Below are 18873 nucleotides of genomic sequence, written 5' to 3' on the forward strand. Positions count from 1 at the left end.
CTCTTGGCGAGAGAGTGGAATCAGCGGTTGCTGCGTTAAGACAATCTTATGCCTTTTTGCGCCCCTCGGTAAAAGACCCTTAACCACAAATCGTGGTTAAATTTGTCTGAGTTTGCACACCAATCGGCTCAGAAATACACCGCTTTGGAGCAATGCTTCATTGTCTCAGAGGCAATCGTCGCTTTGTGGGACACTGGGCCCAAGGCTCGTTTCAAACCCCCGCGAAACGAAAGCCGCAGGCCCTTCGATCAGTTCAATTCGACCACATCGACGTGATAGCGCGCCTCGCGCAGTGCCCGCACCAATTGCTCCACCTGATCAGCGTCGCGCGCCTCGCATTCGATATCGGTGATAAGCCCCTTGGCGGGCAGCGTTGTGAAAATGCGCTGGTGGTAGATTTCGATGATGTTGACATTGTGCGCATCGAACAGGCGCATCACCTTGAACAGCGCGCCGGGCCGATCCTGAAGCGTGACACGCAGGCGGGCCAGCCGTCCCTGACGTGCCAGATCGCGCAAAAGCACATTGGCAAGCAGGCGCGTATCAATGTTGCCGCCGCACAGAACAAGGCCGACTTTCTTTCCCTTGAACCGCTCCGGATTGGCGAGCACCGCAGCAAGCCCCGCAGCGCCAGCGCCTTCGACAACGGTCTTCTCGATCTGGAGCAGAAGCGCCACCGCCTTTTCAAGCGCGGGCTCATCGACCAGCATGATATCATCCACCCGCTCTTCGATCACCTGGCTGGTAAAGACGCCGGGGTGCTTGACCGCGATCCCTTCGGCAAGCGTATCGCCGCCGCAATCGCGCTCCTCGCCCTTGATCTTGGAAAACATGCTGGGAAACAGGCCTGCTTGCACGCCGACCACTTCCAGATCGGGCGACAATTCGCGCGAAACTGTCGCCATGCCGGAGATCAGGCCACCGCCCCCGATCGGCACCACGAGACAGTCGAGGTCGGGCGTGACCTCCAGCATCTCCAGCGCAACCGTCCCCTGCCCTGCGGCCACGTGTGGATGATCGAAGGGGTGCACGAATGTAAGCCCGCGCTCTACTTCAAGCTCGCGCGCATGGGCGTTGGCATCGTCAAAAGTCTCACCGTGGAGAACCACATTGCCGCCCACACTCTCGGTCTGCATGACCTTCACCGTGGGCGTGGTCTTGGGCATGACGATGGTGACAGGCACGCCAAGGCGCGTTCCGTGATAGGACAGCCCCTGGCTGTGATTGCCTGCCGATGCTGCAATCACACCGCGGCTTCTTTGCTCTTCGCTAAGCTGCAAAAGCGCATTCAGAGCGCCGCGTTCCTTATAAGCAGCGGTGAACTGAAGGTTTTCAAACTTCAGCCAAACCTCAGCGCCGATAATCTCTGAAAGCGTAATCGAATGCATCATCGGCGTCTTGACGACGGAGCCTTCGATACGGGTCGCTGCGGCCCGCACGTCGTCGATGGTCAGGTCGGCGGGTGTGTGCGCCGGGGTTAGACTTGGCGTTGGTGCATTCATAATGGCTGGGGCGATAAGCCTTCACTTGTCCAAGAGCAACCGCGAACGGCTTGGCAAATGGGTAGCAAAGCTATTAGGCAGCAAGCCCATGAGCACTAACACCAAGATCGCCTTCATCGGGCTTGGCGTAATGGGCGGTCCGATGACCGGCCATCTCGCCCGCGCCGGGTTTGATGTATCCGCTTACAACCGCTCGCCCGGGCGCGCCGCGAAGTGGCGCAAAGCCTGGGATGACGAAGGGTTGAGCGTTCGATTTGCAGAGACGCCCGCTCGGGCTGCTGAAGGCGCAGATGTGGTGTGCACCTGCGTTGGCAATGACGAAGATCTATCGAGCGTCACAACGGCGGAAAATGGCGTTCTCGAAGCGATGGGTGAAGGCGCGCTACTGATCGACCACACCACCACATCCGCCGATATGGCGCGCAGCCTTGCCGAGGCGTGCGAAGCGAAGGGTGTCATTTTCGTCGATGCACCCGTGAGCGGCGGTCAGGCGGGTGCCGAGAACGGGCAGCTTGCGATCATGTGCGGCGGTTCGGACACAGCGATGGAGCGTGCGAGGCCCGTGATGGAGCCTTACGCCAAGGCTATCGTCCATGTGGGACCAGTGGGAGCTGGTCAGACGGCCAAGATGGCAAACCAGATGTGCATTGCCGGTATCCTTGGCGGCCTTTCCGAAGCGATCCGGCTGGCACAGGGCGCGGGGCTCGATCTCGACAAGACATACGAAGCAATCTCGGGCGGCGCTGCACAAAGCTGGCAGATGGATAACCGCTGGCAGACGATGACCACGGACGAGTTCGACTTCGGCTTTGCCATCGACTGGATGCGCAAGGATCTGGGCTACGCGCTCGACGAGGCAAAGCGTCTGGGCCTCTCATCTCCGATCACCGCAATGGTCGATCAATTCTACGCCGAGGTGCAAGCCAAAGGCGGCAATCGCTATGACACAAGCGGGCTGATCACCCGCCTTCCAAAGGCAGTTTAGTTCATGAAACACCTCCCAGCAGCCCGGTTGTCAACTTTGGCCGTTCTGGCCGCAAGTGTGGCCTTCAGCGCCACCCCAGCATTAGCTAACACATTGATATATAACGTGAATGGTATCACCATTGACGAAGAGGGCGAAGCCAGACGCTTCACGCAGCTGGTTTACGATGATGAGGGCATCATCACCCACGTTCTGGAACGCGGACAGGATCGCCCCGAAGGCATCGACTTTGCCATGGATGGAGAGGGTCAGGTCCTTCTTCCCGGCATGATTGATGGCCATGTCCATGTGATGGATATCGGCTTTGCCGCGCTCACACTCGACCTTTCCGACACCAACAGCCTCGACGAAGCGCTCGCCAAGATCGCAACCTTTGCGCAAGAGAACCCGGGCCGCCCATGGATCCTGGGACGCGGCTGGAACCAGGAGAAATGGGGCCTTGGCCGTTTCCCGACCGCAGCGGAACTGGACGCGGTGGTGTCGGACCGCCCCGTATGGCTGGAGCGCGCAGACAACCACGCAAACTGGGCCAATTCGCTCGCGATGGAACGCGCAGGGGTCAATGCGGACAGCAAGAGCCCCGAGGGCGGGCGTATCATCCGCGATGAAAGCGGCAATCCAAGCGGCATCTTCATCGATGCGGCAAGCAGCCTTGTCGGTGACAGCGTCCCTCCCCCGCGCGCAGAAGACCGCGACCTTGCCTTCGCGCTTGCCCAATCGCGCCTCCTTGAAAACGGGATTACCGCGGTTGCCGATATGGGAACGCCGGTGGTCGACTGGATGACCTTCCGGCGCGCGGCCGACCGGGGTGCGCTTAACATTCGCATCATGTCTTATGCCGACAGCCCCGAGGCGATGGAGCTTATCGGAGGGCCCGGCCCCACCCCCTGGCTCTATGACGACAAATTGCGGCTCAACGGCCTCAAACTTTACGTCGATGGCGCTTTGGGCTCGCGCGGCGCGACGCTTAAGGAACCCTATCACGACGAACCGACAACGCGCGGCATCGCGATCACCAGCCCAGCGCAACTCCGCAACCGGATGAGCCGCGCTGCGATGGACGGTTTCCAGACGGCTGTTCACGCGATTGGCGATGCGGCCAATGAAGATGTGCTGATGGCCATTGCCGAGCTTTCGACAAGCTACGATGGCGACCGGCGTTGGCGCATCGAGCACGCGCAGATCGTCGATCCGGCTGACCTTCCGCTGTTCGGTGAATATGGCACCATCGCCTCGATGCAGCCGCTCCACCAGACAAGCGATATGTTCATGGCCGAAGCGCGCCTTGGCGAAGACCGACTGGGCGGCGCCTATGCGTGGCGCTCAATCATAGAAATTGGCGGGCGCATCGCTTTTGGATCGGACGCGCCGGTGGAGCCTGCCGACGCCTTTGCCGGGATCGCCGTTGCCATCAGCCGCACGGACGAAAATGGCCGCCCCTTTGGCGGGTGGCGCGCGCATGAGGCGGTGAGCCGCGAACAGGCGCTGGCCGCCTTCACCGCCGATGCAGCTTTCGCCGGCTTTGCCGATGGCAAGTTCGGGCGATTGATCCCCGGAGAGCGCGCCGATTTCATCCTTGTCGACCGCGATCCCCTGCTCGCCTCGCCCGGAGAAATCCGTGAAACGAAGGTGAACGGCGTGTGGATTGGCGGCGTGCAGGTTTTCGCACGCTAATGCGCGCTATTCGGCGGGCTGATCGCTCGCCTCTATCTTTTTGGGCGGCTCGTCCGAAGTATCGTCTTCAATCTCGGCATTATTCTTCTTCATCGCGCGTTCCTGAATGCGCATGATGATGAGCGAGCCTTCGAACAAGATCAGAAGCGGCACTGCGAGGATAACCTGCGTGCCGGGATCAGGCGGCGTCACAATCGCAGCGATTGCCACAATGCCAACGATCACATAGCGGCGCGCCGCCACCAGTTGATCGCGGGTGACAATGCCAGCGCGGTGCAGCAGCAGGAGCAGCACAGGCAAAAGGAAGGTGAGGCCGAACGCCATGATGAACTGCATCACAAGGCCAAGGTAATCGCCCGCCGAAGGAAGCGCCTGTATCTGAAGTCCGCCGGTTTCGCCGCCGAACCCCAGGAAAAACAGGAAGGCGAGCGGCATCACCACATAGTATGCCAGCGCCGCGCCCCCGATGAACAATACCGGGGTCATGATCAGAAACGGCAGGAATGCGCGCTTTTCATTGGCGTACAGGCCGGGTGCGACAAAGGCCCACAACTGGTTGGCAATGATCGGAAAGCTCACCATGAACCCGCCGAACAGGCCGACCTTGAGCTCGACGAAGAAAATTTCGGGAAGCTTGGTGAAGATCAGTTGCCCCTCCCCTTCGGGAAAGGCGTCTTTCAAAGGCTGGACCAGAAAGCCAAGGATAAAGTCGGCGAAATAAAAGCAGATGCCAAAGCCGATAAGCAATGCAAAGATCGAGCGCATCAACCGGCTGCGAAGCTCGATCAGATGGTCGAGCAGCGGAGCGCGCGTTTCGTCGATGTCCTTGATTTCAAAAGCCATGTGCGCCGCCTATCCTTGCGGCTTGGCCGGGCTTTCCGGCTCTGACGGTTTGGAGGGCGACGGCGCTGGCTCGGCGGGCTTTGCCTTTTGAGCTGCGCTTTCCGCATTCGCAGCCTTGGGCGTTTCCGAAACCGGAGGGGGGCCAGTCATCACCGGCTCGCCCTTTTCCTCTTCCACGGCCTTGGCGGACTGCTTCATGATGGCCTCGTTCTGGGCCTTCCACTTCTTTTCCATGTCCTCAAGCTCGGCCTCGCGCACCATGGCATCAAGGCCGGTGCGAAAGTGCGAGGACACGCGCCGAACCTTGCCGATCCAGCGGCCCGCATGGCGCATCGCCAAGGGCATATCATTCGGCCCGATCACAAGGACCGCGACGATGATAATGACCAGTATTTCTGCGGCGCCAAGATCAAACATGGGGCTTGGGGTCTCTTAATCGAGGGTAAGGCGAAAGCTTTGCAAAACAGCCGGTTAGCTTGATGTTTCGCTCTTTTCAGCCGTTTTGGCGTCGCCGGTTTCCTTGGCAGGCGCTTCGATCTCGCCCTTGGGCTTGTCCTCGCTGCCAGCCTCTTCGTTCATGCCTTTTTTGAAACTGTTGATGCCTTTGCCAAAGTCACCCATCATCTCTGAAATTTTGCCGCGACCGAAGAGCACGAGAATGACAATCGCAAGGATGAGGACTTGCCAGATACCGATTTGGCCGAACATAGGATTTCTCTCTTAATTGCCCTTGGAAGGGGGGTGTTACGCACCCGATATAGGCGCTTCGCCGCGATCATGCCAGTGAGACTAGCGTTTGTTCGCGCGAATTCACTCAGGTGAGGGGGCTGGCTCACACGATTGGGGCTCGCCCGATTGGGGCTCGCCCGATCGCGAAGCTTCGGCCTCATCCTCTTCGCTCTCTTCGCCGTCGCTCTCTTCGTCGTCGCTCTCTTCGCCGTCGTGCTCTTCGTTGTCGGGGGACATCGCCTCTTCGAAGGCTTCGTCGACCGGATCGAGCAGGCCCGAGGCACGCAGTTCGTCGATGCCGGGAAGATCGCGGCGCGAAGACAGGCCAAAGTGGTCGAGAAAATCAGGCGTCGTCGCGTAAATCACCGGACGTCCGGGCACTTCGCGCCTACCGGCAAGCTTGATCCAGCCTGCCTCCATCAGCACATCGAGCGTGCCCGAACTGGTTTGCACACCCCTGATCGATTCGATTTCGGCGCGGCTGACCGGCTCGTGATAGGCGATAATGGCAAGCACTTCGGTGGCCGCGCGGCTGAGGCGGCGGACCTGCTCTTTTTCGCGGCGTAGAAGGTGCGCCATGTCGGGCGCTGTCTCGAAATGCCAGCGTTTGCCGCGCTCGACCAAGTGCACGCCGCGGTTCGCATAATGCGCTTCGAGGGACTTGAGCGCGTCTCGGATGATGCTCTTTTCGCAGTCGCCAAGGTGCGCACAAAGCTGGTCCACGCTCAAGGGTTCTTCGGCGGCAAAGAGAGTGGCTTCGAGGCCTCGGGTGATTTCATCGGGCGCCGGGTCGTGGTCCGACATCAGCTCAGCGCCTTTTCTTTCAGGCGCCGGATGCGCAGCGGCTCGAACGCGCCGTCCTGCTCGATTTCGGCCTTGCCCAAACGCGCGAGTTCAAGCGCTGCGACAAAGCTTGAAGCGAGCGCCGAACGGCGCAGCGCGGGCTCTGCGTGTTTGGGAAGGAAGTCGCGCAAATCCATCCAGTCGAGCGTCACGCCAATCATCGCAGACACCCGGTCAAGCGCGCTGTCCAAAGTCATCACCGGGCGGTCTGACACGTGATAGATGCGCGGCGCGGTGCGTGCTTTGACCTGACCATAGGCCTGGATCAGCGAATAGGCATCGCACTTCCAAAGCGTCTTGCGATCGGTGCGTAATCCCTCTGGTCGCCCGCGCAGGAATATGTCGCGCCCGATCCGGTCGCGCGCCATGAGCCGCGCGCCCGCCTCGCGCATCGCGCCGAGGCGTTGGAGGCGGAGTTGCAGACGCAGAGCGAGCTCTTCGGGACTTGGATCTTCCTGTTCGTCCTTGGGCAGGAGCATGGCGGATTTGAGGAAGGCAAGCCAGGCGGCCATCACCAGATAATCCGCCGCCAGTTCCAGCCGCAAATCCTGTGCCTGCTCGATATAGTCGAGGTATTGGTCAACCAGCGCGAGGATGGAAATCTGTTTGAGATCAACCTTTTGCCGCCGCGCCAGATCGAGGAGAAGGTCAAGCGGCCCCTCCCAGCCATCAAGCTCGAGATAGAGCGCCTCTTCGCCGGCCTTCGCGCCCTGTTTTGCGGGATCATCGTCCCACCCATCGGGCATGATCGCGCCGGGTTCGGGCGCGTTCATCGCACCGCCCGTCAGCATGAAGCCCTCTTCCTGGCTTGCGCTCATGCAGCTTCCCCCGCAATCGCCAGAAGCGCGTCGCGTTTCGCCAGAAGTTCGCCCGCATCATCGGACAATCCGTCTGCAACCTGCGTCCCTTCAAGGGCTTTGGCAAGCCGCTCAGCCGTGCGCGACGACATCGTGGGCACGGCCTCGCAAATGCCGACCATATCATCCATCCTGGCCCAGCAATTGAGCACGATGTCGCATCCTGCCGCAATCGCTTTGCCGGAGCGTTCCGGCACACTGCCGTCGAGTGCTTCCATGTCGATATCATCGGTCAAAAGCAGGCCGTCAAAGCCGATTTCGCCGCGGATGATCTCTTTGATGATCGTTTCAGAAAGCGTCGCGGGAAGCGCCTCGTCCCATACGGGAAACTTGAGATGGCCGGTCATGCCGATAAGCGCGCCGTTGAGCTTGCGGAACGGCTCCAGATCCGCAGCCAGTTCCCCGGCGCTCGCATGGACCGTGGGCATTTCCTTGTGGCTGTCGCACAGGGCGCGGCCATGCCCCGGCATATGCTTGATGCAGCCTGTCACCCCGCCTGCGGCCAATCCATCCAGTATCGCTCGGCCAATCGCGGCCACTTGCATCGGGTCATGGCCCAAAGAGCGGTCACCGATTACATCGTGCGCCCCCTCCTGCCGAAGGTCGAGCGGCGGATGGTAGTCCACCGTAATGCCCATTGCCGACAGCTCCAGCCCCATCGCCTTTGCGCCCACGCGCGCGGCTTCGATCGCGCTTGCCGGAGCCAATTGGTAAAGCCGGTCGAATGCCTCGCCCGAAGGGTATGCAGCCCAATGCGGCGGGCGCAGACGCGCGACACGCCCGCCCTCCTGATCAATCGAGATCAACAGGTGATCGCGACCGTGAAGCTCGCGCAGTTCATCGGTGAGAGCGCGCAGCTGCCTTGCGTCTTCGCAATTGCGGCCAAACAGGATGTAGCCCGCCGGATCAGCGTCACGAAAAAACGCGCGCTCGTCCGCTGTCAGCTTTGTGCCAGAACATCCGAATATCGCAGGAACCATCGTCATATGACAGCACCCAAGCCGCAAACACGCAAGCGCAGTAACCATCCATTGCAGCTATTTTACGGGGAAAATGCGCCCGTAAGCGGCGCAATCTTGCGAAAACGCCGCCGGATCACCCTTTCGCTCAGCCTTTGACCTGGCAATCAATGCCATCCGACTTGAGTTCGGCGCAAAGGCGATCAGCCGCCGCGCGGTCGCCTGCGACGGCCTGCAGGCGGTAAACCGTGCCGATATCGACCACGCCTTCCTCGATGCGATAGCGCAGGCCCGAGAGCGCATCGGTGCGGCGGGAAAGTTCGCGCCAGCCCTGTTCTGCGCGTGAGCGGCTCGAATAGGCGGCAAGCTGGACGCCCACGCCCGATGCCGATGCCCCCGTTGCAGCGCCGGTATCTCCGCTGCCGGACGAACCGTCGCCCGAAGCGCCAGCCGCGCCCTCATCAGCGTTATCGCCGCCAGCATTGGCGTTGCCATCGGTGTTCATGACACCTTCGGGCGTGCCGCCTTCGGCCACCACGGGGGCAACTGCGCCGGTCCCTGCAAATTCCTTGCCACCGGGGTCTTCGGGGCGTTCCTTGATCGGGCCATCGGGCGCTTCGATTACGCTGCCATCGGCGGCAGCCATCGCATCGTCTGCCTTGCTTCCGAAGAACCAGACCGTGCCGACACCGGCGACCAGAACGCCGAAAAGGATAAGGCCAAGGATTATGAGATGGGTGTTGTCATTGCCGCCATCATCGTCTTCCTCTTCGGCCTCAAGCCACGGAAGACTGTCCTCCGCTGACAGGTCCAGTTCGGCATCGCCGCCTTCGACCTCTTCATATTCAGCATCGATAATCAAGGCACTTCACCCTTCCCTTGCACCGCGTTTTCGAAACGCTCGCGGCTACATCCTGTCGACGGCCTCCACGCCAAGCACGCCAAGACCATTGCGGATAACTTGCCCGATTGCTTCCCCGAGGAAAAGCCGCGCCTGCGATATTCCGCGTGCCTGTTTCACAATGAAGCGTTTTTGGGTGTCAGTGTTACCCAAGGAATAGAAGGCGTTAAGGTCGGTTGCCAGATCATAGAGATAGAACGCGATGCGGTGCGCCTCGCGCGCTTTGGCGGCGGCTTCGACCTCGCGCGGGAATTGCGCGGCGCGTTTGATAAGCGCGCGCTCCTCTTTGCCAAGCTCTGCGATAGCGTCGGCGGAAGGCGTAAACCCTTCATCTTCCAATGCTTTACGCAAAGTCGACTGGATGCGTGCGTGGGCATATTGGACATACCACACGGGGTTGTCCTTGCTGGCCTCGACGACCTTGGCAAAGTCGAATTCCATCTGCGCTTCGGGTTTGCGTGTCAGCATGGTGAAACGCACGACGTCGCGGCCGACCTCTTCGATCATGTCCGCAATCGTGATGAAATTGCCCGAACGCTTCGACATTTTCACAGGTTCGCCGCCGCGCATAAGCTGAACCATCTGGACGAGTTTCACGTCAAATGGCGTGGGCTCGCCTTTCCCTTCGGAAAGCGCGGCAACAGCCGCCTTGATCCGTTTGACGGTCCCGGCATGGTCCGCGCCCCAGATGTCGATCAGCTCATCGGCTTCTTCCGCCTTCTGCATGTGATAGGCAAGGTCGGCGCCGAAATAGGTCCATTTGCCGTCCGATTTCTTGATCGGGCGGTCCTGATCATCGCCAAATTTGGTTGAACGGAACAGCGGAAGCTCCACTGGCTCCCAATCCTCTGGCGGGGCCTTGCCCTTGGGCGCTTCGAGGACGCCGTCATAGACCAGATCGTGCTCGCGCAGCCAAGCTTCGGCAGCATCGGGCTTGCCCGCCGCATGAAGCGCCGCTTCGGAGGCAAAGACGTCATGATGGATACCAAGGAGCGCAAGATCGCCCTTGATGAGGTCCATCATCTTCTCGACCGCTTCGGCGCGGAAATAGGCAAGCCATTCCTCTTCCGGAGCGTCCTTGTACTTGTCGCCCAATTCTTGTGCGAGATATTCGCCGATGGGTTTCAGATACTCGCCGGGGTAATAGCCTTCGGGGATTTCCCCGATATCCTCGCCCAGCGCCTCGCGGTAGCGCAGGTGCGCAGAGCGGGCGAGCGTATCGACCTGACCGCCGGCATCGTTGATGTAATATTCGCGCGTGACGTCATGGCCGGCGAATTCGAGCAGGCTGGAGAGCGCATCGCCCACAACCGCGCCGCGGCAGTGGCCCATGTGCATCGGGCCGGTGGGATTGGCGCTGACATATTCGACGTTCACACGCGTCCCTGCGCCCATTTTCGAACGGCCATATTCACGACCGAGCGTGGCGATCGCCTGCAGTTCATCGAGCCAAACCTGCGGGTCAAGGCGCAGGTTGATGAAGCCCGGCCCTGCGATCTCGGCGCTGGCGATACCGGGAGCGGCTTCGAGTTTGCTCGCGAGGATTTCCGCCAAAGCGCGCGGGTTCGTCTTGGCAGGCTTTGCCAGAACCATCGCGGCGTTGGTTGCAAGGTCGCCATGCGAAGGATCGCGCGGCGGTTCGAGCGTCACGTTTTTGAACGAGGTTCCTTCCGGCAGAGCGCCGTCAATCACCATCGCATTGAGCGCGGTTTCGATCGTGCCGCCAAAGGCGGTGTAGAGGGTTTGCATATCAGTCATCTCACTTGCGCCGTTAGCGCAAAGGGCAAAAAGGGAAAAGCGAAAGGGCGCGCCATACAACAAGACCCCAGACGACGCGCCAAGCGTCGCAAGGCCGCCTGAGACTCTGGGCGCCCACCCGCAGCGGGTCCGCAAAGAGCGTAGCGAACGAAGGGCGTCTAGCGAAGGGTTCGCCCGGATGGGCGAACACAAACCTACCGCGTCGCGTTATACGCCAGTTGCGATTCGCTCAGTTGGAAGCCCACCAGCATTTCGAAACGGGTGCGCTGGATCGCGGCTTTCACTTCGGGATCGGCAAGCGGGTCAAGCGCCGCATCAGGATCGCCGGCACGCCGTTTGCGGGTGATTCGCTCGCGGATGTCTTCGGGCAGGGTTGCCGCCGAACGCTCGACATAAGAGCCCGCTTTGGCGCTTGCGGTGGCGCGCTCCTCGCCATCGGCGAAGGACAAGGTGACCTCGCCCACACGCTTGGTCACGACCGCGCTTGATCCGCGCAGCACGGTCACGAAGTATGGCAAGGTAACGGTGCGTGCGCCGCGAACGTCGGTGCGGCGTGCGCGAACGTCAAAGCTTGCTTCGGAATACACCTGATCGCCGGTGTCGTTGCAGGTAGAACGAAGGTTAGTGATCGCGGCGCTCACATCGAGATTGCCCTGCGTCTGGTCGCCAGCGGTGCGGAACGTCGTCACATCGCCGGTGTAGTCGGGAATGCCGACATCAGGGCAGGTGGAAAGCACGGCTGTGATCCCGACGCCCTGATTGACCACAAGGTCCCCCTCGCCTGCACAACCGGCGAGCGCTCCCGCCAGAACAAGCGCGGTCAGAGCGGATTTGCCCCGTGTCATGCGAAAATGCGTCATGAGAATGCGTGGTCCCTCGTAAGTCTGGTTGCCGTCAGATGCGGCGTAATATGTCCAATGCGTGGCTTACGCCCTAGCGAGCCGCGCAGCAAAGCGCTAGAGGGCGATGTATGAACGCGCCTATAACTGAAAAGACCGCTCCGGCTTCGGCTGAGCCTTTGAACCTTTTGATCGCCGCCCCGCGCGGTTTTTGCGCAGGCGTCGATCGCGCGATCGAGATCGTTGAAAAGGCGCTCGAGCGGTATGGCGCGCCGGTTTATGTCCGCCACGAAATCGTCCACAACAGATACGTTGTCGAAGGATTGAAGGCCAAGGGCGCGATTTTCGTCAAGGAACTGGACGAAGTGCCCACCGATGCGCCGGTCGTGTTTTCCGCGCATGGCGTGCCCAAATCGGTCCCCGCCGAGGCGGAACGGCGCAATATGATCTACGTCGATGCGACATGCCCGCTGGTGTCGAAAGTCCACCGTCAGGCAGAGCGCCAGCTTGAAAAAGGGCGGCATATCATTTTCGTGGGCCACGAAGGCCATCCCGAGGTGATCGGCACCATGGGTCAGGTCGAACCCGGCCAAATGACCTTGGTCGAGAATATCGAGGACGTCGACAAGCTCCCGTTCGAGACGGATGAACCGCTTGCCTACCTCACGCAAACGACCCTTTCGGTCGATGACACGCGCGAAGTGATCGAGGCGCTCGAATGGCGTTACCCCAATATCAAGGGGCCCAAGGCCGAGGACATCTGCTACGCCACCTCCAACCGCCAGGCAGCGGTGAAGGAACTGGCACAGGATTGCGATCTGGTGCTGGTTGTGGGTGCGCCCAATTCTTCCAATTCGCTGCGCCTTGTCGAAGTGGCCGAGCGTTTGGGCACGCCGGGCAAATTGATCCAGCGCGCCGACGAGATTGATCCTGCATGGCTCGATGGTGTCGAGACAATCGGCCTCACCGCTGGCGCCTCTGCTCCCGAAGTGCTGGTGCGCGAAGTGGTTGATGCGCTTGGCCAGCTGCGCCCTCTCAACGAACGTGTGATCAAGCACACCGAAGAAAAGATGGTGTTCAAGCTCCCGCGTCAACTCACCGAATAGGGCGAGGCAAATGGCGGTTTACACCCATCTTGGCGCCGAAGAGCTGGCCGCGCTTATCGCGCATTATCCGGTGGGCGAACTCGTTTCTGCCAAGGGGATTGCCGAAGGGGTTTCCAATTCCAACTGGCTGATCGAAACCGCCGGGTCTGATGGTGCAGGAACGCGCTTTATTCTTACCATGTATGAACGGCGCATCGAGCTTGAGGATTTGCCGTATTTCTTAGGGCTTCTCGACCACCTTTCGGCCAAAGGCTGCCCGGTGCCGCGCACCATTCACGACAATGATGGCGCGAGCTTCCGGATGCTTGACGGAAAAGCGGTCGCGCTGATCGAATTTCTGCCCGGTGTCTCACCCGCCCAGCCAGACGCCGCGCAAGCGTTCGCAGTGGGAGAGACGCTGGCACGCATTCATGCAGCAAGCGCGGATTTCCCGTTGTCGCGCGCCAATACGATGGGTTTTGCCGACAATCTGGCCTGTCTGGAAAAATGCGGGAGCGATGCGCTTGCGTCCATCAACGCTGACCTTCCGGCAATGCTTGGCCCTGCCCGCGAGGCGGCGGCGATTGACTTGGCCGCCCTCCCCCAAGCGCAAATTCACGCCGATCTGTTTTGCGACAATGTGCTTATGCTGGGCAGCGAAGTCACCGGGCTTATTGATTTCTACTTCGCGTGCTCGGGCGCGATGGCGCTTGATCTTGCGGTGACCCATGCGGCGTGGTGTTTCGATGATGCGGGGAATTATCGTGCGCCTCTCGGCGGTGCGCTTGTCGAAGGGTATGAAAGCGTGCGCAAGCTGACATCGCGCGAACGCGAACTGCTCCCGCAAATCGCCAAGGGGGCGTGCATCCGCTTTATCGCAAGCCGCGCGGAAGACTGGCTCGACACGCCCGATGATGCGCTGGTCACGCGCAAGGACCCCATGCAATTCGTCGCACGCTGGCGTTTTTACGACGCGCAAGGGGCCGATGTGTTTGCGTGATTTGCGCGAATAGGGCACAAGCTGCGTGATGGTGGGCAAGCCTATGAAACAAGTGCAGATCTTTACCGATGGTGCGTGCAAGGGAAATCCGGGTCCTGGCGGCTGGGGCGTCTTGCTGCGCATGGGGCCTCATGAAAAAGAGCTTTCGGGCGGCGACGCGGACACCACCAACAACCGCATGGAAATGACCGCTGTGATCGAGGGGCTCAATGCCCTGATCGAGCCGTGCGCGGTCGAGGTTTATTCCGACAGCAAATATGTGATCGACGGGATCACCAAATGGGTCCACGGCTGGAAAAAGCGCGGCTGGGTCAATGCCAGCAAGAAACCGGTGCGCAACGCCGATCTTTGGCACGATCTGATCGAGGCGGTCGATCGCCACGACGTGTCGTGGAACTGGGTCAAGGGCCATTCGGGCCACGCCGAAAACGAACGTGTGGATCAACTCGCCAGCGATGCCGCAGAGGCGATCGCGGCGGGCGAAGACGCCTAGGCTGTGCCTGCGCCCACTGCTTTCGACCACACCGCGCCAATAACCGACACCGCGCCAATAACCGATACCGCAACGCAAAACGGGCGCGCCGTCATCCGGCACGCCCGTTTTTAAACCTCGCTTGGACCAAAGCGTTCAGGTGTTGTCTTCGGTTGGCGCGTCCGGGCCGTTTTTCTTGATCGAAGCAATCGCGTTTTCAGCCGAAGACTTGCTCGAATAGCCCTGGGTCGAGAACATCACTTCGCTGTTGTAGCTGAAGCGCACGCGAAATTCGCCGGCTTTATCTTTGTAGATTTCGAACTTGTGAGCCATCTTTCTGGTCCCTCTCGTAAGCGTTGAACTTGGGGCCGCAGCATACAGATATGACCGGCTCTGACTACCCCGCAGCCGCCGCTTTCTCGGAATAAAAACGCTGCGGATTGTAAACATTTGCATCAATCGCACCGGTCAGCTCATCCCGCTCCAGCCCGAGCATGATCTGCGATGCCAGACGCGCAGCGGCGGGCGCTGTCTGGATCCCGAAACCACCCTGCCCTGCGAACCACAGGAAACCGGCCCGCTCGGGGTCGGGGCCGTAAATCGGCGTGCGATCCGGGGCAAAGCTGCGCAAGCCTGCCCAGCGCCGCTCCACCGCCTCGATCTGCCAATCGGTTGCGTTTTCAAACGCGTCGATGGCGCGCGCGACGTCCAGTTCCTCGGGCGCTGCATCGCAAGGGGCCGTGGGCGTTTCGTCATGCGGGCTGAGCCAGATGCGCCCATTGTCCGATTTGAAATAGAAATTGCCCGAAATATCGAGCACCAGCGGCAAATCGGCGCGAACGCCGGGTTCAACGCGCAATTGGGCAACCGTGCGGCGATAGGGTTGAATGCCGAGGGGCCGCGCTCCGGCAAGCTGCGCCAGCGGATCGGCCCATGCGCCCGCCGCATTGACCACGCGTTCTGCCCGAAATGTCTCGCCGCCTTGGGTTCTGATGTCCCATCCGCCTGCGCCTTGCGAAAGCCCCACGACACGCGCGCGGCACACCAGTTTCACTCCGGCCACTTTCAGAGCCTTGAGATAGTGTTGGTGAAGGCCGGCCACATCGATATCGGCGCACGCCTCTTCATAAAGGCCATCACACCAGTCATCGCGCAGCATCGGGGCATGGCGGCGCAAGGTTTCGTTGGCAACGCGCTCTATCGTGACGCCTGTTCCGGCAAAGCGCCGCTCGAAATCATCGAGCGCGCCGCCATCTTGGCTGCGCCCGATATAAAGCGCACCGCGTTGCCGCAAAAATCCATTCTCGCGAAGATAGTGACCCGAAGGAAGCGTGAGCGGGACGATCTGCGGGCCGCCATAACATTCTTCCCAGAAAGCAGCCGAGCGCCCGGTCGAATGGTACCCCGGTGTATCCTCCGCCTCGAGGACAAGAACCTTTGCGTGAGGGCCAAGTTCCGCGGCAAGGCTTGCGCCGGCCATCCCTGCGCCGACGATCGCAAAATCGTAGAGTGTATCGCTCATTGAGCCACGGTTGCCCGAGGCGGTGCGACCTCGTCAAGGAAAGCGGCAATCGCGTCCATCACGCGCCCACGCACCGCATCGGTTTCGCGCAGGACCTCGTGGTGGGCTTCTTCGCCCAGTTCAAACAACCGGCCATTGGGCAAACGCCTGGCCGCACGCACATTGGCCTCGTGACTGACAAGCTTGTCGTTGCTGGTCGATACGATCAGTACAGGGCACGTCACCCGTTCGAGCGCGCCGGCACTTTCGAGCACCCGCGAGGAGGCAAACCCCTGCTCGACCCAGCGCCAGCTTGCCGGGCCCATCACAAGTTCGGGCCTTGTGTCGCGCCAATATTGCTCATCGGCGTAGCGTTCGGCATCATGGGTCAAAAGGTTCACACGCCCCGCCGGAAGCTCGCCGGGCTTCTCGCTCCATTTCCATGCCTGGCGCGTGGGATCCCCTATCCATGTCATAAGCTTTGCCACAAAGTGCTGCACGATAAGCGGTACAGGCGGGCCTTGCATGCCGAGCATCGGCGCGCTCAGAAAACAGGCGGTGGGGGGCGTCTCGCCGTCGAGCTTTCCATCGACAAGCGCGCGCATGATCAAATGCCCGCCCATTGAATGCCCTGCGATAATATGCGGACCCGGCACCTCGCGCGTCCAACGCTTCCACAGGTGCGAAAGGTCATCGGTCCATGTCGAAAAATCGTCGATATGTCCGGTGTAAGCGTCCTTGCCCAGCCGTCCTGACCCTGCCTGTCCGCGCCAGTCGGAGGCGGTGACACGCCATCCGTCGCGGTGCCATTCGTCGAGGCTTTCCAGATATTTTTCGTAAGCATCGCCGCGACCGGGCAGAAACAGGATCGATCCGCGCGGTGCGGCGCTTTCGCCCGTGATCCCGGGCCAATCGATCCGGCGCACGGCATGGCCATCAGCAAGGTTCCACCTGCTCTCAACCGCGAGCGGCGGGATCGAGCGGCGATCAATCGAACCTGCATCCGGCACGGCCTGCGCGGCGCTTTTCATCGTCTCGTTGTTCATACTGAGCCTTGTTGGCAGCCGATCTTCAGCCTTCGAAAGTTTGGTTACTATTTGGTAAGCATACGCCTGTAGCACCCTCGAAATGAGACGGAACGCGATAGCCGATTGGAGCTCGCGAGACACCTTTCAGGGGCACTACAATGATGATGACCATCCAATACGGACTGCTGATTGCCTTGGCAATTGCGCTCCTTTACGCCGCGTTCACAGACATTCGCTCGCGCACGATATCCAACGGGCTGAACATCGCGATTGCGGCAGGGGCGCCGGTTTTCTGGTGGGCAAGCGGTCTTGCCTTCTGGCCCGATATTATCATCCAGTTCGGTGTCGCAATTGCCGCCTTTGCCGTTTTCGCAGGGCTTTTCGCAGTCGGCATGATGGGCGGCGGGGACGTGAAACTCCTTACCGTTCTTGCGCTGTGGATCGAGCCGTCGGGTTTTCTCCAACTGCTGATCGTCATGTCGATCGCGGGCGGCATCCTGACCCTGCTTATGGCGATGGTTCACCTCATGCGCAGGCGCAAGGACAAGCTCGCCATTCCTTATGGCGTTGCCATTGCCATCGGCGCTTTCTCCATCCTGGGGCCGCGTCTGATCGAAATGCCCCCGCTTGCATAAAATCATCAATCAAAAAGCGGCGTGAACCCGATTTTAACTACTTCGGTCATACTCATCTCAAGCATACCTGCCCGTAATGTCACGGGCCCACGAAGGGGGCTAATTAGCCATGGATAGGAAGAAACTGGTTCTTTTGCTTGGTGCACTCGTTGTCGCGATCGGCAGCGCATTTCTTGCACGCAGCATGTTTTCGAGCGAGCCAGCGCCGGTTGCGGCGGCTCAGGAGGCGCCAACCGGACCAAAGGTTCTGGTTGCCAACCGCGCATTGCCAGTAGGCACGATCATTACAGCCGATGCAATGGGTTATCAGCAATGGCCCGAAGAGCTCGTGCAGGATGCCTACTTCATCGAAGGCAATTCCGACATGAGCCAGCTTCTTGGCACGGTTGTTCGCTTCCCTATCACGGCTGGTGAGCCTGTGACCCATGGTTCGCTTGTCAGCCCTGGCGACCGCGGCTTTCTCGCTGCGGCGCTTGGCCCGGGCATGCGCGCCGTAACGGTCGCCGTCTCCTCGGCTCAAAGCGCTGTTGCCGGCTTTATCTTCCCGGGCGACCGCGTTGACATGGTGCTCACCCAGCAAGTTCAGGGCGAAGGTCGTCCATTGAGCACCGCCGAAACCGTTCTTCGCAATCTGCGTGTGCTGGCAACCGACCAGGCAACCGAAAGCGTGACCGATGAAAGCGGTCAGACGGTTGTTCGCGCCTATCGCACGGTTACGATCGAAGTGACCCCGCAAATCGCGGAGAAGGTGGCGGTTGCGCAAACCATCGGCGACCTCACCCTCGTGCTGCGCTCCATCTCGGACAATCAGGCAGAGCTTGAGCGTGCGATTGCCTCTGGCGATATCAAAGTGCCCGACAATGCGACCCCTGAAGAGGAGGAGCGCATCCTTCGCGCAGCGATGAGCAAGCCAACCCAAGGCAAGTCCACTTACCAGACCGGCGGCGATGTCTCGCGCTTCCAGCGCCGGTCCATCCCACCACAAAACGACGGTCGTCCTGGCGCAGCCGCTGCTCCCAAGCGCGGCGATACCTTCCAGGCCACATCAGGCAGAACAGGCGCCATGCCACCTGTGCGCCGTGGCCCGACGGTTCGTGTGATCCGCGGCAAGGTCGAATCCGAAGTGCCAGTGAGCGGCGGGATCGCTTCTGCCACCGGTCAACTCAACAACAACCTTGCAAACGGTGTCGGCCAAGCTGGCAAAACCGCTCCGGTTGGCCTGAGCACACTGCGGTAAGGAACACAGAAGATGTCAGCCGTCA

General features: G+C 60.6%; 20 protein-coding genes. 7 read left to right on the forward strand and 13 right to left on the reverse strand.

From position 1 onward, the window contains the following. Positions 1–248 precede the first annotated feature (248 nt). Entirely contained in the window at positions 249–1502 is a 1254-nt protein-coding gene (locus MWU38_RS10090; RefSeq protein ID WP_247271684.1) for a threonine ammonia-lyase, read from the reverse strand. 88 nt (positions 1503–1590) lie between these two features. Here MWU38_RS10090 and MWU38_RS10095 point away from each other — a divergent pair, with 88 nt between their 5' ends. Both MWU38_RS10095 and MWU38_RS10100 read left to right on the forward strand, forming a co-directional pair. Next, positions 1591–2487 carry an NAD(P)-dependent oxidoreductase gene (locus MWU38_RS10095; RefSeq protein ID WP_247271685.1) on the forward strand — a complete coding sequence of 299 codons (897 nt, stop codon included), beginning with the start codon at positions 1591–1593 and terminating at the stop codon, positions 2485–2487. 3 nt (positions 2488–2490) lie between these two features. Next, positions 2491–4161 (forward strand): amidohydrolase, encoded by a 1671-nt coding sequence (locus tag MWU38_RS10100; protein WP_247271686.1) that lies wholly within the window; start codon positions 2491–2493, stop codon positions 4159–4161. A gap of 6 nt (positions 4162–4167) precedes the next feature. Here the strand turns inward: MWU38_RS10100 and tatC are convergent, their stop codons facing one another. The 9 genes from tatC to MWU38_RS10145 form a co-directional block, all read right to left on the reverse strand. After that, positions 4168–5004 (reverse strand): twin-arginine translocase subunit TatC, encoded by an 837-nt coding sequence (gene tatC / locus MWU38_RS10105; RefSeq protein ID WP_247271687.1) that lies wholly within the window; start codon positions 5002–5004, stop codon positions 4168–4170. 9 nt (positions 5005–5013) lie between these two features. Further along, positions 5014–5421 carry a Sec-independent protein translocase protein TatB gene (gene tatB, locus MWU38_RS10110; RefSeq protein ID WP_247271688.1) on the reverse strand — a complete coding sequence of 136 codons (408 nt, stop codon included), beginning with the start codon at positions 5419–5421 and terminating at the stop codon, positions 5014–5016. Between the two features lie 54 nt (positions 5422–5475). Further along, positions 5476–5712, reverse strand: a complete 237-nt coding sequence (gene tatA, locus MWU38_RS10115; RefSeq protein WP_247271689.1) for a twin-arginine translocase TatA/TatE family subunit — start codon at positions 5710–5712, stop codon at positions 5476–5478. 102 nt (positions 5713–5814) lie between these two features. Further along, positions 5815–6537 carry an SMC-Scp complex subunit ScpB gene (gene scpB, locus MWU38_RS10120; protein WP_247271690.1) on the reverse strand — a complete coding sequence of 241 codons (723 nt, stop codon included), beginning with the start codon at positions 6535–6537 and terminating at the stop codon, positions 5815–5817. Beyond that, positions 6537–7322, reverse strand: a complete 786-nt coding sequence (locus MWU38_RS10125) for a ScpA family protein (protein ID WP_247271972.1) — start codon at positions 7320–7322, stop codon at positions 6537–6539. Before MWU38_RS10125 ends, scpB begins: the two co-directional genes overlap by 1 nt. 68 nt (positions 7323–7390) lie before the next feature. After that, positions 7391–8413 (reverse strand): beta-N-acetylhexosaminidase, encoded by a 1023-nt coding sequence (gene nagZ / locus MWU38_RS10130; protein ID WP_247271973.1) that lies wholly within the window; start codon positions 8411–8413, stop codon positions 7391–7393. Positions 8414–8540: 127 nt separating this feature from the next. Beyond that, positions 8541–9254, reverse strand: coding sequence for an SPOR domain-containing protein (locus MWU38_RS10135; protein WP_247271691.1), 714 nt, complete (start codon positions 9252–9254; stop codon positions 8541–8543). 45 nt (positions 9255–9299) lie between these two features. After that, a complete protein-coding gene (gene argS, locus MWU38_RS10140) occupies positions 9300–11051 on the reverse strand; it encodes an arginine--tRNA ligase (RefSeq protein WP_247271692.1) in 1752 nt (583 codons plus the stop codon). 194 nt (positions 11052–11245) lie between these two features. After that, positions 11246–11911 carry a hypothetical protein gene (locus tag MWU38_RS10145; RefSeq protein ID WP_247271693.1) on the reverse strand — a complete coding sequence of 222 codons (666 nt, stop codon included), beginning with the start codon at positions 11909–11911 and terminating at the stop codon, positions 11246–11248. 110 nt (positions 11912–12021) lie between these two features. Between MWU38_RS10145 and ispH the strand changes: the two genes are divergently transcribed. The 3 genes from ispH to rnhA are packed head-to-tail and all read left to right on the forward strand — an operon-like array spanning position 12022 to position 14468. Next, positions 12022–12996 carry a 4-hydroxy-3-methylbut-2-enyl diphosphate reductase gene (gene ispH, locus MWU38_RS10150; RefSeq protein WP_247271694.1) on the forward strand — a complete coding sequence of 325 codons (975 nt, stop codon included), beginning with the start codon at positions 12022–12024 and terminating at the stop codon, positions 12994–12996. 10 nt (positions 12997–13006) lie between these two features. After that, positions 13007–13975, forward strand: a complete 969-nt coding sequence (locus MWU38_RS10155) for a homoserine kinase (RefSeq protein ID WP_247271695.1) — start codon at positions 13007–13009, stop codon at positions 13973–13975. A gap of 43 nt (positions 13976–14018) precedes the next feature. Further along, entirely contained in the window at positions 14019–14468 is a 450-nt protein-coding gene (rnhA, locus tag MWU38_RS10160; RefSeq protein WP_247271974.1) for a ribonuclease HI, read from the forward strand. Between the two features lie 135 nt (positions 14469–14603). Here the strand turns inward: rnhA and MWU38_RS10165 are convergent, their stop codons facing one another. The 3 genes from MWU38_RS10165 to MWU38_RS10175 all read right to left on the reverse strand — a co-directional run bounded on the left by MWU38_RS10165 (position 14604) and on the right by MWU38_RS10175 (position 16994). Next, on the reverse strand, positions 14604–14780 hold the full coding sequence (locus tag MWU38_RS10165; RefSeq protein WP_247271696.1) for a YegP family protein: 177 nt from the start codon (positions 14778–14780) through the stop codon (positions 14604–14606). Between the two features lie 64 nt (positions 14781–14844). Continuing rightward, positions 14845–15969, reverse strand: a complete 1125-nt coding sequence (locus tag MWU38_RS10170; protein ID WP_247271697.1) for an FAD-dependent oxidoreductase — start codon at positions 15967–15969, stop codon at positions 14845–14847. Continuing rightward, positions 15966–16994, reverse strand: coding sequence for an alpha/beta hydrolase (locus MWU38_RS10175; RefSeq protein ID WP_247271698.1), 1029 nt, complete (start codon positions 16992–16994; stop codon positions 15966–15968). The genes MWU38_RS10170 and MWU38_RS10175 overlap by 4 nt, the downstream gene beginning before the upstream one ends. A 140-nt stretch (positions 16995–17134) precedes the next feature. On the opposite strand from MWU38_RS10175, the gene MWU38_RS10180 reads away from it, so the two are divergent. Both MWU38_RS10180 and cpaB read left to right on the forward strand, forming a co-directional pair. Beyond that, positions 17135–17611, forward strand: coding sequence for a prepilin peptidase (locus tag MWU38_RS10180; protein WP_247271699.1), 477 nt, complete (start codon positions 17135–17137; stop codon positions 17609–17611). 109 nt (positions 17612–17720) lie between these two features. Then, positions 17721–18848 (forward strand): Flp pilus assembly protein CpaB, encoded by a 1128-nt coding sequence (cpaB, locus tag MWU38_RS10185; RefSeq protein ID WP_247271700.1) that lies wholly within the window; start codon positions 17721–17723, stop codon positions 18846–18848. Positions 18849–18873: the final 25 nt, after the last annotated feature.

Source organism: Qipengyuania sp. S6317L1 (genome assembly GCF_023015615.1).
Lineage (GTDB): Bacteria > Pseudomonadota > Alphaproteobacteria > Sphingomonadales > Sphingomonadaceae > Erythrobacter.

What these genes read in the sequence shown, in the direction of transcription:
- MWU38_RS10090 (WP_247271684.1), bottom strand. Translation starts at nt 1,502, where the DNA reads ATGAATGCACCAACGCCAAGTCTAACCCCGGCGCACACACCCGCCGAC.
- MWU38_RS10095 (WP_247271685.1), top strand. Translation starts at nt 1,591, where the DNA reads ATGAGCACTAACACCAAGATCGCCTTCATCGGGCTTGGCGTAATGGGC.
- MWU38_RS10100 (WP_247271686.1), top strand. Translation starts at nt 2,491, where the DNA reads ATGAAACACCTCCCAGCAGCCCGGTTGTCAACTTTGGCCGTTCTGGCC.
- tatC (WP_247271687.1), bottom strand. Translation starts at nt 5,004, where the DNA reads ATGGCTTTTGAAATCAAGGACATCGACGAAACGCGCGCTCCGCTGCTC.
- tatB (WP_247271688.1), bottom strand. Translation starts at nt 5,421, where the DNA reads ATGTTTGATCTTGGCGCCGCAGAAATACTGGTCATTATCATCGTCGCG.
- tatA (WP_247271689.1), bottom strand. Translation starts at nt 5,712, where the DNA reads ATGTTCGGCCAAATCGGTATCTGGCAAGTCCTCATCCTTGCGATTGTC.
- scpB (WP_247271690.1), bottom strand. Translation starts at nt 6,537, where the DNA reads ATGTCGGACCACGACCCGGCGCCCGATGAAATCACCCGAGGCCTCGAA.
- MWU38_RS10125 (WP_247271972.1), bottom strand. Translation starts at nt 7,322, where the DNA reads ATGCCCGATGGGTGGGACGATGATCCCGCAAAACAGGGCGCGAAGGCC.
- nagZ (WP_247271973.1), bottom strand. Translation starts at nt 8,413, where the DNA reads ATGGTTCCTGCGATATTCGGATGTTCTGGCACAAAGCTGACAGCGGAC.
- argS (WP_247271692.1), bottom strand. Translation starts at nt 11,051, where the DNA reads ATGACTGATATGCAAACCCTCTACACCGCCTTTGGCGGCACGATCGAA.
- MWU38_RS10145 (WP_247271693.1), bottom strand. Translation starts at nt 11,911, where the DNA reads ATGACGCATTTTCGCATGACACGGGGCAAATCCGCTCTGACCGCGCTT.
- ispH (WP_247271694.1), top strand. Translation starts at nt 12,022, where the DNA reads ATGAACGCGCCTATAACTGAAAAGACCGCTCCGGCTTCGGCTGAGCCT.
- MWU38_RS10155 (WP_247271695.1), top strand. Translation starts at nt 13,007, where the DNA reads ATGGCGGTTTACACCCATCTTGGCGCCGAAGAGCTGGCCGCGCTTATC.
- rnhA (WP_247271974.1), top strand. Translation starts at nt 14,019, where the DNA reads ATGAAACAAGTGCAGATCTTTACCGATGGTGCGTGCAAGGGAAATCCG.
- MWU38_RS10165 (WP_247271696.1), bottom strand. Translation starts at nt 14,780, where the DNA reads ATGGCTCACAAGTTCGAAATCTACAAAGATAAAGCCGGCGAATTTCGC.
- MWU38_RS10170 (WP_247271697.1), bottom strand. Translation starts at nt 15,969, where the DNA reads ATGAGCGATACACTCTACGATTTTGCGATCGTCGGCGCAGGGATGGCC.
- MWU38_RS10175 (WP_247271698.1), bottom strand. Translation starts at nt 16,994, where the DNA reads ATGAACAACGAGACGATGAAAAGCGCCGCGCAGGCCGTGCCGGATGCA.
- MWU38_RS10180 (WP_247271699.1), top strand. Translation starts at nt 17,135, where the DNA reads ATGATGATGACCATCCAATACGGACTGCTGATTGCCTTGGCAATTGCG.
- cpaB (WP_247271700.1), top strand. Translation starts at nt 17,721, where the DNA reads ATGGATAGGAAGAAACTGGTTCTTTTGCTTGGTGCACTCGTTGTCGCG.